Origin of the sequence: Streptomyces sp. S4.7 (genome assembly GCF_010384365.1) — a bacterium.
Lineage (GTDB): Bacteria > Actinomycetota > Actinomycetes > Streptomycetales > Streptomycetaceae > Streptomyces.
Window position 1 is genome coordinate 7,746,094 of record NZ_CP048397.1, and the last position, 13,902, is coordinate 7,759,995.

General features: G+C 70.1%; 12 protein-coding genes and 1 pseudogene. 9 read left to right on the forward strand and 4 right to left on the reverse strand.

What is annotated here, in order from left to right; genetic code table 11:
• Positions 1-141 precede the first annotated feature (141 nt).
• Positions 142-1,239 carry a medium chain dehydrogenase/reductase family protein gene (locus SSPS47_RS33765; RefSeq protein ID WP_203557997.1) on the forward strand — a complete coding sequence of 366 codons (1,098 nt, stop codon included), beginning with the start codon at positions 142-144 and terminating at the stop codon, positions 1,237-1,239.
• Positions 1,240-1,312: 73 nt separating this feature from the next.
• Here the strand turns inward: SSPS47_RS33765 and SSPS47_RS33770 are convergent, their stop codons facing one another.
• The gene (locus SSPS47_RS33770; protein ID WP_164254202.1) at positions 1,313-2,341 is read right to left on the reverse strand and encodes a LacI family DNA-binding transcriptional regulator; all 1,029 of its coding nucleotides are present in this window, start codon (positions 2,339-2,341) and stop codon (positions 1,313-1,315) included.
• A gap of 272 nt (positions 2,342-2,613) precedes the next feature.
• Between SSPS47_RS33770 and SSPS47_RS33775 the strand changes: the two genes are divergently transcribed.
• The 5 genes and pseudogenes from SSPS47_RS33775 to SSPS47_RS33795 form a co-directional block, all read left to right on the forward strand.
• Positions 2,614-3,990 carry an extracellular solute-binding protein gene (locus tag SSPS47_RS33775; protein WP_164254203.1) on the forward strand — a complete coding sequence of 459 codons (1,377 nt, stop codon included), beginning with the start codon at positions 2,614-2,616 and terminating at the stop codon, positions 3,988-3,990.
• 144 nt (positions 3,991-4,134) lie between these two features.
• Entirely contained in the window at positions 4,135-5,205 is a 1,071-nt protein-coding gene (locus tag SSPS47_RS33780) for a sugar ABC transporter permease (RefSeq protein ID WP_164254204.1), read from the forward strand.
• 18 nt (positions 5,206-5,223) lie between these two features.
• Entirely contained in the window at positions 5,224-6,153 is a 930-nt protein-coding gene (locus SSPS47_RS33785) for a carbohydrate ABC transporter permease (RefSeq protein WP_164254205.1), read from the forward strand.
• 141 nt (positions 6,154-6,294) lie between these two features.
• Complete coding sequence (locus SSPS47_RS33790; RefSeq protein WP_239065178.1) at positions 6,295-7,740, forward strand: GH1 family beta-glucosidase; 1,446 nt, start codon at positions 6,295-6,297, stop codon at positions 7,738-7,740.
• Between the two features lie 105 nt (positions 7,741-7,845).
• Positions 7,846-8,058, forward strand: a pseudogene (locus tag SSPS47_RS33795) (helix-turn-helix domain-containing protein); the annotation flags it as partial.
• A 240-nt stretch (positions 8,059-8,298) separates the two neighbouring features.
• Here SSPS47_RS33795 and SSPS47_RS33800 read toward each other — a convergent pair.
• Complete coding sequence (locus SSPS47_RS33800) at positions 8,299-9,003, reverse strand: class I SAM-dependent methyltransferase (protein ID WP_164254206.1); 705 nt, start codon at positions 9,001-9,003, stop codon at positions 8,299-8,301.
• Between the two features lie 86 nt (positions 9,004-9,089).
• Here SSPS47_RS33800 and SSPS47_RS33805 point away from each other — a divergent pair, with 86 nt between their 5' ends.
• Positions 9,090-9,680, forward strand: coding sequence for an XRE family transcriptional regulator (locus SSPS47_RS33805; RefSeq protein ID WP_164254207.1), 591 nt, complete (start codon positions 9,090-9,092; stop codon positions 9,678-9,680).
• Here the strand turns inward: SSPS47_RS33805 and SSPS47_RS33810 are convergent.
• Positions 9,619-10,440, reverse strand: coding sequence for an SGNH/GDSL hydrolase family protein (locus SSPS47_RS33810; protein WP_164254208.1), 822 nt, complete (start codon positions 10,438-10,440; stop codon positions 9,619-9,621). The two genes, SSPS47_RS33805 and SSPS47_RS33810, sit on opposite strands and share 62 nt — an antisense overlap.
• A 65-nt stretch (positions 10,441-10,505) precedes the next feature.
• Between SSPS47_RS33810 and SSPS47_RS33815 the strand changes: the two genes are divergently transcribed.
• A complete protein-coding gene (locus SSPS47_RS33815) occupies positions 10,506-11,075 on the forward strand; it encodes a PadR family transcriptional regulator (RefSeq protein ID WP_164254209.1) in 570 nt (189 codons plus the stop codon).
• 15 nt (positions 11,076-11,090) lie between these two features.
• Here the strand turns inward: SSPS47_RS33815 and SSPS47_RS33820 are convergent, their stop codons facing one another.
• Entirely contained in the window at positions 11,091-11,648 is a 558-nt protein-coding gene (locus tag SSPS47_RS33820; protein ID WP_275405203.1) for a TetR/AcrR family transcriptional regulator, read from the reverse strand.
• 305 nt (positions 11,649-11,953) lie between these two features.
• On the opposite strand from SSPS47_RS33820, the gene SSPS47_RS33825 reads away from it, so the two are divergent.
• Complete coding sequence (locus tag SSPS47_RS33825; RefSeq protein WP_164254210.1) at positions 11,954-13,855, forward strand: RICIN domain-containing protein; 1,902 nt, start codon at positions 11,954-11,956, stop codon at positions 13,853-13,855.
• Positions 13,856-13,902 lie beyond the last annotated feature (47 nt).

Sequence of the window (13,902 nt, forward strand, 5' to 3'; positions counted from 1 at the left end):
CGGATTCCCCTACGGACGCGTGTCTCACCCCGACCGGTTCCGCCGGTTCTCCCCGGCCCCCGCTTGACAGCGCGGCGCAATGGTCTGACACTTCAGTTATAGGTTCTAACTAAAGCGTGATGATCAAAGGGGTTGGGTGTCATGAACGAACTGCGGCAGGCGAGCGACCGGGCAGTGATGACCGAGGTCGTCCTCCCCGGCGTCGTGGAACCGGCGGGACTTCAGGTCCGGCGGAGGCCGGTACCCGAGCCGGGGCCCGGTCAGGTGCTCCTGGTGATGGAAGCCTCCGGCGTCTCCTTCGCCGAACAGCAGATGCGGCGCGGGAAGTACTTCGACCAGCCGCCCTTCCCGTTCACTCCCGGCTACGACGTCGTGGGCACCGTCGCGTCGGTCGGGCCCGGCGGGGACGTGGCGCTCGTCGGACGCCGGTTCGCCGTCTTGACCAAGACCGGCGGCTGGGCCAGCCATCTGCTCGTACCGGCGGTCGATCTGGTCGAGGTGCCGGCGGGCGTCGACCCGGCGGAGGCCGAGACCCTGGTGGTCAACGGCATCACCGCGACACAGATGCTGCACCGCGTCGCCCGTGTGCGGTCGGGCGGGACCGTACTCGTACTGGGGGCGAACGGCGGCGTCGGATCCACCCTCGTCCAGCTCGCCCACCGCGCGGGCGCCCGCGTCATCGGCACGGCCTCGCTCCGCCACCAGGAAGCCGTCCGGGAACTGGGCGCCGTCCCCATCGACTACCGCACCCACGACCTCGGCGCGGAGGTCCGGAAGATCACCCCGGACGGGGTCGACGCGGTCTTCGACCACATCGGCGGCGAGGGGATCGTCACCTCGTTCGGGCTCCTCGCCCCCGGCGGCACACTCGTCTCGTACGGTACGGCCTCCACCCGCGACGTGGCGGGGTCGTCCAAGTGGCCCGTCCTGAAGGTCATCGGCCGGCTCCAGCTCTGGAACGCGCTGCCCAACGGCCGGCACGCCCACTTCTACAACATCTGGGCGGGCAAGCGGCGCGCCGACGCCTTCCGGGCCCGGCTCCGGACCGACCTCACCGAGGTGCTGACCCTGCTCGCCGACGGGGAGATCACCCCGCGGGTGGCGGCGCGGCTGCCGCTGTCGCGGGCCGCGGAGGCGATGGCCCTGGCCGAGTCCGGCACGGTCACCGGAAAGGTCGTGCTGGTCCCGGACACCGCGGGGGACGGTGGCCGAGGAGATCTCGGCGGGGGCCCCGCGTAACCCGGTCGGCCGACCGCCGCCGTACCCGGCGCGGGGCCGGGCGACAAGCCGGGCGTCCGGGTACGGGCCGCCCTCACGCCGAGTCCCGCACCACCAGCGTCGTCGGCAGCAGCAGCTGTCGGTGGACCGTCGAGGGCTCGGCGATCTCCTTGAGCAGCAGCCTCGTGATCGAGCGGCCGATCGCCTCGATGGGCTGGCGCACACTGGTCAGCGCCGGTGTCGTGTGCCGCGCGATGACCGAGTCGTCGAAGCCGATCACCGCCACGTCGTCGGGCACCCGGCGCCCCCGCTCGCGCAGTTCGGTCAGCGCGCCCGCGGCCATGACGTCCGAGGCGGCGAACACGGCGTCGATCCCGGGGGCGCGGTCGAGGAGGTCGCTCATCGCCGTACGCCCGCCCTCCTCGGTGAAGTCCGAGACCGCGACGAGCCGTTCGTCCGGCGCCGTGCCCCGTTCGGCCAGGGCCTCGCGCCAGCCCCGGAGCCTGCTGTTGCCGACGTCCATGTCGAGCGGGCCGGTGATCGTGGCGATCCTCGTGCGTCCGGCGTCGATCAGGTGCCGCACGGCGGCCGCCGCGCCGCCGACGTTGTCGGAGTGGACATGGCTCAGGGACTCGTCGGGCGAGCGGCGGCCCGCCAGGACGGTCGGCATGCGCATCTCTTCGAGCAGGCCCGGCAGCGGGTCGTCGTCGTGGATCGACACCAGCAGGACGCCGTCCACCCGGCGCGCCGCCGCGAAGCGCGTCAGCCGGTCGAGTTCGCGCCGGTCACGCACCAGGATGAGCAGCAACTGCATCTCGGTGTCGGCCAGTTCCGTACTCACCCCACGGATCACGGCCGAGAAGTACGGCTCCGCCGCCAGCCGGCTCTCGGACTCGGGAATCACCAGCGCGACGCAGTCCGTCCGGCTCGTGACGAGACTCCGCGCCGCCGGATTGGGTATGTAGTTCAGCTTCGTGATGGCCGTCTCGACCGCGGCGCGGGCCTTCGCGCTGACGCCCGGCGCCCCGTTGACGACCCGCGAGACCGTCCCGCGTCCCACCCCCGCGAGCTCCGCGACGGCTTCAAGAGTTGGCCGCTGACCTCGGTGTTTACGGCTGCTCATCGCTTCTCCTCAACTCTGCCCCGGAGGGCGGCCCTGTTCCCGCCTGCGCAGGGCACTTGACCCGCGACGTACCGCTGCGCGCCGGTCGGCGCCGGACATCTCCGGGCAACGGAAACGTCTTCAACTCTTGACACGGTGCGACGTACTCCGCAGAGTCTTCCACAACCGACTGGGAGCGCTCCCATTCTCCCGTTCACCGGATGCCGGGCCCGCGTCCGGTGTGTTCAGTGAGTCACTTTCGGCGCGTCGAGCGCCCCGCAAGGAGGAAGCACATGGGCACCGCCCGTCATCGCTTCGGATCCACCCTCTCCGCTCTCCCGTCCCGCTTCCCGCACCGTTCCCGGAACCGATCCCCGAAGCGTTTTCCGACGCTCGCCGCAGCCGCGGCGGCCGGTCTGTCCCTCGTCCTCGTCGCCGGCTGCGGAGGCGGCGGTGACACGGGCGAGGCGAAGACGAAGGACGGCAAGACCGTCATCAGCATGGGGCTGTTCGGTGTCATGGGGTTCAAGGAGTCGGGGCTCCTCGACCGGTACATGGAGGAGAATCCCGACATCCTCATCGAGGCCGACGTGGCAGGCGACGAGCAGACGTACTACACCGCGCTCCAGACCCATCTGGCCGCGGGCAGCGGCCTCAAGGACATCCAGGGCATAGAGATAGGCCGGGCCAAGGAGCTGGTCGACACCCGCTCGGACAAGTTCGCCGACCTGTCCAAGACACCCGGTCTCGACCACTTCCTGCCGTGGAAGTCGAGCCAGGTCACCACCGAGGACGGCAAGCTGCTCGGACTGGGCACGGACATCGGCCCGATGGCGGTCTGCTACCGCAAGGACCTGTTCGAGCAGGCCGGTCTGCCGACCGAGCGCGCTGCGGTGGAGAAGCTGTGGGCGGGCGACTGGGCCAAGTACGTCGACGTCGGCCGGGACTTCAAGGAAGGCAACAAGAAGGACAAGGTCGCCTTCATGGACAGCTCCAGCGGGCTGTTCAACGCGATGATCTACGGCGATGAGAAGCAGTTCTACGACAAGGACGGCGAACTCATCTACAACGACAACCCCGTCGTCAAGGACGCCTGGAAGCTGGCCGCCGACGCCGCCGAATCCGGACTGACAGCCAAGCTGCGGCAGTTCCAGCCCGGCTGGGACCCGGGGCTGGCCAACGGCACCTTCGCCACGGCGGTCTGTCCCGCGTGGATGCTCGCGCACATCAGCGAGAAGGCCGGCCCCGCGAACCAGGGCAAGTGGGATGTCGCCAGGGCACCCAAGGGCGCCAACTGGGGCGGCGCGTTCCTCGGTGTGATGGAGAACAGCCCGGTGAAGAAGGAGGCCGCCGACCTCATCGCATGGCTGACCGCGCCGGAGCAGCAGGCCGTCATCTTCGAGAAGCTCGGCAACTTCCCCTCCTCCAAGACCGCGCTGGACATACCCGAGGTCGCCGACGGCAAGTCCGAGTACTTCAGCGACGCGCCGATCGGCCAGATCTTCGGTGACGCGGCCAAGGAGATCCCGGACGAGCAGGTCCTCGGACGCAAGGACGGCACGATCAAGGACACGTTCTCGGCCGGCCTCCAGCTGATCGATGGGCAGGGCAAGAGCCCGGACGAGGCGTGGAAGACGACGGACGAGCGCATCAAGAAGCTCACGCGCTGAGTCCGTGGGGCAGGACCCGGCGGCCGGTGCACCTGACCGGCCCGGCCGCCGGGACGCCCGCCGGAACCCCGGCACCCCCCACCAATCCGCACACCAGCACTCCGCACACCAGCAACCCACGGACCCCAAGGAAGGACGCCCCGCGTGGCCACCTCCACCCCGTCAGCCCGCACAGACGGGCAGCCGCCCCCGACACCGGACGGCTCCACCGGGAAGGGCGGCGACGGCCGCGACACGGCCTCCGGCCAGTCGCGACGCAACATCCTGCACCGGCTGGACGTACGAGCGGTGCCGTACGCCTTCATCGCCCCGTTCTTCCTGATCTTCGGGGCCTTCGGCCTCTACCCGCTCATCTACACCTTCTGGATCTCGCTGCACCGCGTCGAGCTGTCCACGATGGACATGATGGAGTGGCGGGGACTCGCCAACTTCACCGAGCTCATCGACGACGAGCGGTTCTGGAACGCGCTGACCAACACCTTCACCATCGGTGTCATCTCCACGGTCCCGCAGCTGCTGATGGCGCTGGTACTCGCCCATCTCCTCAACTACCGGCTCCGTGGCTCCACGTTCTTCCGGGTCGCCGTCCTCACCCCGTACGCCACCTCCATCGCCGCCGCCGCACTCGTCTTCACCATGCTCTTCGAGCGCGACTTCGGCATGATCAACTGGGGCCTGAGCTTCTTCGGGATCGAGAACGTCGACTGGGAGAACCAGAAATGGCCCGCCCAGTTCGCCATCTCCGCCATCGTCATCTGGCGCTGGACCGGCTACAACGCCCTGCTCTATCTCGCGGCCATGCAGGCGATACCGAGGGATCTGTACGAGGCGGCCGCCATCGACGGCGCGTCGCGCTGGCAGCAGTTCCGCAAGGTCACCATCCCCGGCATCAGCGCCACGATCGTCTTCACCATCGTGCTCTCCACGATCGGGGCGACCCAGCTCTTCGGTGAACCGCTGATCTTCGGCCAGGGGCCGAACGGGATCAGCGGGGGCGCCGACAACCAGTACCAGACGCTGGGGCTGCTCCTCTACGAAGAGGGCTGGAAGAACTACCAGATGGGCCGGGCCGCGACGATCGCCTGGGCCATGTTCCTCATCCTCGTCCTCGTCTTCCTCCTCCAGCGCGTCGCCGCCCGCGTCAAGGCGGGCCGGCCGGCACGGGCCGCCAAGGTCACGAAGAAGGCCAAGTCCACGCCGTCCGCCACGTCCTGACCAGGGAGCAGCAGCCGCATGACCATCGACACCGCACCCGTCCGGGCGGACGCGCGCGACGGGGCCCCCAAGGGCCCCGCGATCTCCGGCCGCCGCCGGACGCGCCTCGCGCTGCGTCCCGGCGCCGGCCGCCAGCACCACGCCGGACCGCTCGCCTACATCCTGCTCGGTATCGCCGCGCTCGTCTCCCTCTTTCCGCTGTACTGGACGGTGGTCGCCGCGTCCACCGACAACACCCGTGTGTCGCAGACCCCGCCGCCCTTCCTGCCGGGCCCCAACCTCCTCAAGAACCTCGGGATCGCCTGGCAGGACGCGGCCATGGGCAAGGCGATGATCAACAGCCTGATCGTCGCCGGTGCCATCGCGCTGTCGACGGTCTTCTTCGCCACCCTGGCCGGCTTCGCCTTCGCCAAACTGCGCTTCAGGGGACGGAACCTCCTCCTGCTGCTGGTCATCGGGACGATGATGGTGCCGCCGCAGCTCGGGGTCGTACCGCTGTTCATGATGATGGCCGACCTCGGCTGGGGGCAGACACTCCCGTCCGTGATCTTCCCGACCCTGGTCAGCGCCGTCGGGGTGTTCTTCATGCGGCAGTACCTCAAGGAGGCGCTGCCCGACGAACTCATCGAGGCGGGGCGCCTGGACGGCGCGCACTCGCTCCGTATCTTCTGGAGCATCGTGCTGCCGATAGCCCGGCCGCCGATGGCCGTCCTGTTCATGATCACGTTCGTGCACGCGTGGAACGACTTCTTCTGGCCGTTCATCGCGCTCGACATGACCAACCCCACGGTGCCCGTCGCCCTCACCCAGCTCAGCGCGGGCTATGTGCGCGACCAGTCCGTGATCATGGCGGGCGCGCTGCTCGGCACCCTGCCGCTGCTGGCGATGTTCATCGTCTTCGGCCGTCAGATAGTCGGCGGGATCATGCAGGGAGCGGTCAAGGGCTGACCCTCCGGCTCCCGCCCCCGCGCCTCGTTCTCCCGCGCCCCGCCCTGCCTCCTGTCCCTCTGCGCCCACGCGCGCCACACCTGGCGGCGCGGCCCAACAGACAGCACACGGAACACAGTTCAACTCCTGAAAGGGACCCTCGTGGCCACATCCCCCTCCGTACGAGTCTTTCCGCCCGAGTTCCTCTGGGGCACCGCGACCGCCGCCTACCAGATCGAGGGCGCCGCACGGGAAGCCGGCCGCACCCCCTCCATCTGGGACGTCTACTCCCGTACCCCCGGCAAGGTCCGCAACGGCGACACCGGTGACATCGCGGCCGACCACTACCACCGCTGGCGCGAGGACACCGCGATCATGTCGGACCTCGGCGTCGGCGCGTACCGCTTCTCGGTCTCCTGGCCGCGCGTGCGGCCCACCGGCACCGGCCCCGTCTCCCAGGAGGGCCTGGACTTCTACCGCCGTCTCACCGACGACCTGCTCGCCAAGGGCATCGAACCGGTCGTCACCCTCTACCACTGGGACCTCCCGCAGCACCTGGAGGAGGCGGGCGGCTGGCCCGAGCGGCGTACGGCCGAACTCTTCGGTGAGTACGCGGCCCTCGTCGCCGACGCGCTCGGCGACCGGGTCAAGACCTGGACGACACTCAACGAGCCGTGGTGCAGCGCGTTCCTGGGCTACGGCTCCGGGGTCCACGCGCCCGGCCGCACCGACCCCGTCGACGCGCTGCGCGCCGCCCACCACCTCAACCTCGGCCACGGGCTCGCGGTACAGGCACTGCGCGACCGGCTCCCGGCGGACGCGCGGGTGTCCGTCACACTCAACCTCCACCATGTACGGCCCCTGACCGACAGCGAGGCGGATCTCGACGCGGCCCGCCGGATCGACGGGCTCGCCAACCGCGTCTTCACCGGGCCGATGCTGGAGGGCGCGTACCCCGAGGACGTCATGGCGGACACCTCGACCCTCACGGACTGGTCCTTCGTCCGGGACGGTGACACCGCGCTGATCAACCGCCCGCTGGACTTCCTCGGCGTCAACTACTACTCGCCGACACTCGTCTCCCACCACTCGGGACCGCCGGCCCACCGGTCGGACGGTCACGGTGTGAGCGACCACAGCCCGTGGCCGGGCGCCGACAACGTGGCCTTCCACCAGACGCCCGGCCCCCGGACCGCCATGGGCTGGACGATCGACCCCAAGGGTCTGTACGAACTGCTGATGCGGGTGCGCCGCGACCACCCCGGACTGCCGGTGATGATCACCGAGAACGGCGCGGCGTTCGACGACTACGCCAACCCCGAGGGCGAGGTCCACGACCCCGAGCGGATCGACTACCTGCGCGACCATCTCGCCGCCGTGCACAGCGCCATCGAGTCGGGAGCCGACGTGCGGGGCTACTTCCTGTGGTCGCTGCTCGACAACTACGAGTGGGGATACGGCTACAGCAGGCGCTTCGGCGCGGTGTACGTCGACTACGCGACCCAGCGGCGCACTCCCAAGGCCAGCGCCCACTGGTACGCCAAACTCACCCGCAGCGGGAGTCTGGCCGCCGTCACCCCGGGGGACGCGGCGGCCGGGGGACGGTAGAACCCGGCCACGCGCGCTACGACCCGGTTCATGTACCGGATCGTCATGGCTCCGCCGTACCGCACCACCGTCGACCAGGGCTGACGCGCGAAGGAGCCAGTGCCGATGCCCAAGAAGCCCGACCCCGTCGACGCCCTGCTCAAGTCGGGCCCGCGCCGTACACATCTGCCCGAACCGGCGGAGCGGGCGAGGCTGCGCGGCGACTACGGCCTCACACAGGCCGAGGTCGCCGCGGCGCTCGATGTGACGCGTGCGACGGTCGCGGGATGGGAGTCCGGCCGCAGCGACCCGCAGGGCGCCACGCGTGCCGCGTACGCGAAGCTCCTGGAGGGCATCGCGGCACAACTGGCCCCCGCGGAGCCGGACTCGGCGCCCGGACCGGAGCCGGTGCGGGCTCCCGGCCGGGCCCCGGGCCCGGCTCCGGAGCCCCCGTTGGAACGGGCGTCCGCCGCGGCACCGGCATCCCCGGCCCCGTCCCGGCCGGCGGTCGGCCGCCTACCGGGCGGGCCGGGACGAGCCCGCCCGGCGGCTGAGAGCGCCCGCGGCGCCCGCGGTGTGTCAGACGGCGCGGCGCCGGAGCTTCAGGGCGTTGTCCGTCCGCGTGCCCGGCTGCCCGTCGGGCCTGGTCTGGATCCGCTCGTGCTCGTCGCTGAGCAGTACCTCCCACTCCCCGTCGGGCAGTTCGAGCGACTCGAGGACCTCGGCGGGCGTCGGGAGGTGCACCTCGGGATGAGGGTTGGGCTCCCAGGACGGGAGTCCGGCGTGCCCGACGACCAGGAGCACTCCGCCGGGAGCGACGACCGCCGCGGCGTTGCGCAGAATCCGCTCGCGCGGCATGTCGCCCGGTGAGTGCAGGAACTGCGCCGAGACCAGGTCGAACGTCCCGGCGGGGAATGAGACCGCCAGATCGTGCCGCTGCCAGTCGATACGCCCGGCGACGCCCGCGTCCGCCGTGGCTGCGTGCCGCTCCGCCCTGGCGAGGGCGACCGCGGAGATGTCGACGGCGGTGACCCGCCACCCCTGGCCGGCCAGCCAGATGCTGTCGGCCCCCTCGCCGCAGCCCAGGTCCAGAGCCCGGCCGGGCTTCAGCCCGGTGACCTCTTTGACCAGGACCGTGTTCGGATCACCGCTCCAGATCCGGTCGCTCTCGCCGTAACGGGAGTCCCAGAACTCCTGGTTGGTGCCGCCGGCCGTCCCGCTGTCCGCATCCGCATCCGCATCCGCGTCGGTGCGGACGTCCGCCGTGCTCTGATCGTGGGTCATTGATATGTCTCCTTCGTCTTTTCGGAGATGCTCGGTCCGGGGCTCGCGGTTTGACAAACCTTCTTGCCGAGGCGGCAAATGGAGGGATGGCTGACGACGACCTCTCGACCGTTCTGAACGGTGTGGGACCGCGGCTGCGGGCCCTGCGCCGCGACCGCGGTACGACCCTGGCCGAGCTGAGCGAGTCGACCGGGATCTCGGTGAGCACCCTGTCCCGGCTGGAGTCGGGTGGACGCAAACCGACCCTGGAGCTGCTCCTGCCGCTCGCCAAGGCGTACGGTGTGCCGCTCGACGAACTGGTGGACGCGCCGGCGACCGGCGACCCCCGCGTGCACATGCGCTCCTATCAGCGGCACGGCATGACCATCGTGCCCCTGACCCGCCATCTCGGCGGTCTGCACGCGTACAAACAGATCATGCCCGCCGGGCGGCAACAGACCGGCGAGCTGGAGCAGCGGGTGCACGAGGGCTACGAATGGCTCTACGTACTGGCCGGGAGGCTCCGGCTGCGTCTGGGCGAGCACGACCTGGTGCTGGGCGCGGGGGAGGCCGCGGAGTTCGACACCCGTACCCCGCACGGCTGGGCCAACGCGGGCACGGAAGCGGTGGAGTTCCTCAGTATCTTCGGTCAGCAGGGGGAGCGGATGCACGTACGCGCCCGGCCCTCCGGGCAGTGAACAGTGTCCTAACCAGGGGCCGTACGAAATGCCGGACGACCCAGAGCGTGTGGCGCGCGCCGGAGGCGATCCGCTCGCGCAACGGGTCCGCGTCGGGAAGGGCCGTCCCCGGCCCCGGCACGGCGCCGCCGCGTGCCCGCAGGACATCACCGGCGAGTGCGGCGAGATAACGGTGGCCCCGCCGGTTGGGATGCAGCCGGTCCACGCAGACGATCCCGGCCCTGTCCGCACGGGCCGCCGCGCGCGCGTCGATCATCCAGGCCCCGTGGCGTCGCGAGACCCGCTCGATCACCTCGTTCGCCTCGGCGGTCCGCCGCCGCAACTCGGCCCGTTTCGCCCTCGGCACGGGCAGCGCGGCAGCGACGTCGTGCAGCGTCATCGTCAGCACACCGACGGTCGCCGCCGCACTCAACTCGGCCAGCACATGGGCGTAGTCCTCCTCGAAGCGCGCGATGTCGAAGCGGCCGGCGATCACATCGTTGACCCCGATCACGCACGTGATGTATGCGGGCGTGAGCGCGACGGCGCGCTCCAGCTGATCCCCGCGCAGCGTGGCGACGGTGGCGCCGCTGCGCGCCAGATTCGCGACGAGGGCCGGCTCCGGAGCCGGTTCGGCGATGTCGTCGGGGCGCCGCACGGGCTCCGTCGTCAGGTAGTGGATCCAGCCCCTGAGCGTGCCGCCCCGGTACGGATCGCCGACTCCCTCGCTGAGGCTGTCGCCGACAGCGACGAGACTCCCCACCCTTGTGGTCAGATTCATGACTAATAAGGTAGATGAGTAATCACGCTTCGGAAAGTCCGGGACCGCCCGGATAGGGTGACGCCATGTCTCTGCGGCACGCCGTGCTGGCAGCCCTGATCCAGGGCGAGGCCAGTGGCTACGAACTCACCAAGCGCTTCGATGTCGGAGTGGCCAACTTCTGGCACTCCCGGCCCCAGCAGCTCTACGCGGAGCTCACCCGGCTGCACGGCGAGGGGCTTGTCCGGGCCACCGAGGTGGTGCAGGAGTCACGGCCGAACAAGCGGCTGTACGCACTCACCGACACCGGCACCCGGGCGCTGGTCGACTTCGCGGCCGGGCCGCTGCGGCCGACGAATTTGCGCGACGAGCTGACCGTGGCGGTGCAGTGCGCCGACGTGGTCGAGCCCGACGCGCTGCTCGGGCACCTCGGGCGCCGCGCGGAGGAGGCCGGGCGGAAGCTGGCCGCGCTCCGCCGTACGGAGACCTCGATCCTGTCGGGCCGTGACGAGGAGGAGTTCGTACGGACCACGGGCCACCTCGGGCCCTACCTCACCTGCCGTCGCGGCATCCGCTACGAGGCCGACACACAGGAGTGGTGCGAGTGGGCGGCCGGCCTGATCCGGGCCAAGCGGCGGGCGACGCGCCCCTCATGAGAGCCGGGCCGGCCGTCAGTCCTCGGCGGGCGCGATGGACGCCAGCAACGACGACACCACTCGCTCGGTCGACGCGGCCATGTCCACCGACTCGGGCGACAGCAGCCACTGCACCTGGAGTCCGTCCATCACCGCGATGATCGCGTTCGCCACGTTCTCGACGTCCAGGTCCTCGCGGGCCTCGCCCAGTTCGGCCGCCTCGCGCAGCGCGTCCACCACGAAGGCCCGCAGCCCGGTGTACCGGTTGCGGAAGTAGTCCTGCGCGGGGTGCCTGTCGGTGACGCTCTCCGCCGAGAGCACCGCGTACAGCCGCACGATGCCCTCACGCTCGGCGTTGCGGCGCGTGGTGTCGATCAGATGGCGCAGGAAGGCGAGACCGCGGGGGCGGTCGGGGCCGATCTGTTCTATGTCGGTCTGGTCGCGCAGTTCGAGGACGCTGGTGAGAAGCAGTTCCTTGGAGCGGAAGTAGTGCAGCACCCCCGCCTGGGTGAGGCCCGCGCGGTCGGCGATCTCCGCCAGCGACGCGTTGTTGTAGCCGCGCGCCGCGAACGTCTCCATGGCGATACGCAGGATCTCCTCGCGCCGCTGCCGCGCCCCCGGACTGCGCGGCGTACGCGGCTGGGCGGGCCCGGCCGCGGCGGCGCCCCGTTCCCCCGCTCGTCTGTTGCTCACCGGGCGCAGTCTACGGCTGTCCGGATCACCGTCCAGGCCCCGGAGTGCGGGTGGGAGTCCCGTCCGGAACAAGTTCGGCACGACGACTTACTAAGTACTTAGTAAGCGTGCTTTCATGTCGCCGATGCGCCACCCCGGCCACGGCGCGGGACACCCCGGGCCGCAGGCGATTCGTTCGGCACACGAACCGGCAGGAGCCCCCACGTATGCAAAGAACCCTGCACAGAAACGTCGTTCGCAGAGCCGTCGTCGCGCTCAGCGTGCTCACGCTGGGCGGAAGTCTCGGACTCACCGCGTCCGGGACCGCGCAGGCCGCCGATCCCACCGCCCAGGTGTGGATCTCCACGGCCGACGGGAGCCGCAAACTGGCCTCGGCGGACCAGATCACCTTCAACTCCTCTCCGCAGGCCATCGACATCAACGTCAACCCGGCCCAGCGCGAACAGCAGTTCACCGGCGCGGGTGCCTCGGTCACCGGCGCGGCCGGCCATCTGATCAACCAGCTCCCGGCCGCCCAGAAGAACGCGCTGATGACCTCGCTGTTCTCCTCCCAGGGCGACGGCATCGGCATCAACTACCTGCGCCAGCCGCTGGGCGGCACCGACTTCAACCAGGGCGCCGCCTACACCTACGAGGACAACCGGGGCGACTTCAACCTCGGCCGTGACCACGAGACGATCATCCCGGTCCTCAAGCAGGCCGTGTCGGTCAACCCCGCCATCCGCTTCATGGGCAGCCCCTGGACGCCGCCCGCGTGGATGAAGACGAACAACAGCCTCAACGGCGGCAGTCTGCGCACCGACCGTTACCAGAACTACGCCGACTATCTGGTGAAGGCCATCCAGGGCTACCAGCAGCAGGGACTCAAGCTCACCGACCTCACCGTGCAGAACGAGCCCGAGTTCGCGACCAGTTACCCGTCGATGAGCATGACCGCCTCCGAGCAGGCCGCGTTCTTCAAGGTGCTCGACCGCACTCTGACGGCGGCGAACCTGCCCACCAACCTCCTCGCCTACGACCACAACTGGGACCACCCGAACTACCCGCTCCAGGTCTTCTCCGAGACGCCGGGCATGAACCGCGTGATCGGCGCGGCGTTCCACTGCTACGGCGGCCAGCCCACCAGCCAGTCGCAGATCAGGCAGGCCGGCAAGCGGGTCTTCTTCACCGAGTGTTCGGGCACGGACAGCGACAACCCGGCCAACACCTTCGCCGACACGCTGAAGTGGCATGCCGAGAACCTCGTAGTGGCCAACATGCGCAACGGCGGCGAGACCACGATCATGTGGAACCTCGCCCTGAACCAGAACGGCGGCCCCCACCAGGGCCACTGCACCACCCGCTGCAACGGCGTGGTCGAGATCAACGGCAGCACGGTCACGCGCAACGCCGAGTACTACGTGCTGGGCCATCTGACCAAGTTCGTCAAGCCCGGAGCCACCCGCATCGGCTCCACCAGCCAGGGCGCGGGCGGCGTACAGAACGTCGTCTGGCAGAACCCGGACGGCAGCAAGGCGGCGTACGTCGTCAACGGCGCGAGCGCGGCCAGGACCGTTTCGATCACGGACGCCGGACGCTCGGCCACGTACACGCTGCCGGCGGGTGCCGTCGCCACCCTCGTATGGACCGGCGCGGACAGCGGCAACCCGGGCAACGGCACCATTGACCCGGCCACCTGGTACCAGGTCGTCAACACCGGCAGCAGCGCCTGCCTCGACGCGACCGGCTGGGGTACGGCGGACGGTACCGGACTCCAGCAGTGGTCCTGCTCGGCCCCCGCGGCCAACAACCAGACCTGGCAGTTCAGACCCACCGGCAACGGCTACTACCAGGTCGTCAACCGGCACGCGAACAAGGTGTGGGACATCGACGGAGGTGTCACCGCCACCGCGGACGGCGCACGCGCCCATCTGTGGAGCTACACCGGCGCCACCAACCAGCAGTGGCAGCCGCAGCGGATCGGCGCCACCGACCGCTACCGGTTCGCCGCCAGACACAGCAACAAGTGCCTGACCGTGGGCGCCGGCACGGTGAACGGCGCCACGCTCACACAGCAGCCCTGCACCGAGGCGGCCGACCAGACCTTCCGGCTGACTGCCCAGGCGTAGCGCCCGACAGCCGGTGAGCCCTGGTGAAGGGCTCACCGGCCGTCGAT

Excerpts from the sequence above, each read along its gene's own strand:
- SSPS47_RS33765 (WP_203557997.1), top strand. The coding sequence starts at position 142 with ATGAACGAACTGCGGCAGGCGAGCGACCGGGCAGTGATGACCGAGGTC.
- SSPS47_RS33770 (WP_164254202.1), bottom strand. The coding sequence starts at position 2,341 with ATGAGCAGCCGTAAACACCGAGGTCAGCGGCCAACTCTTGAAGCCGTC.
- SSPS47_RS33775 (WP_164254203.1), top strand. The coding sequence starts at position 2,614 with ATGGGCACCGCCCGTCATCGCTTCGGATCCACCCTCTCCGCTCTCCCG.
- SSPS47_RS33785 (WP_164254205.1), top strand. The coding sequence starts at position 5,224 with ATGACCATCGACACCGCACCCGTCCGGGCGGACGCGCGCGACGGGGCC.
- SSPS47_RS33800 (WP_164254206.1), bottom strand. The coding sequence starts at position 9,003 with ATGACCCACGATCAGAGCACGGCGGACGTCCGCACCGACGCGGATGCG.
- SSPS47_RS33805 (WP_164254207.1), top strand. The coding sequence starts at position 9,090 with ATGGCTGACGACGACCTCTCGACCGTTCTGAACGGTGTGGGACCGCGG.
- SSPS47_RS33810 (WP_164254208.1), bottom strand. The coding sequence starts at position 10,440 with ATGAATCTGACCACAAGGGTGGGGAGTCTCGTCGCTGTCGGCGACAGC.
- SSPS47_RS33815 (WP_164254209.1), top strand. The coding sequence starts at position 10,506 with ATGTCTCTGCGGCACGCCGTGCTGGCAGCCCTGATCCAGGGCGAGGCC.
- SSPS47_RS33825 (WP_164254210.1), top strand. The coding sequence starts at position 11,954 with ATGCAAAGAACCCTGCACAGAAACGTCGTTCGCAGAGCCGTCGTCGCG.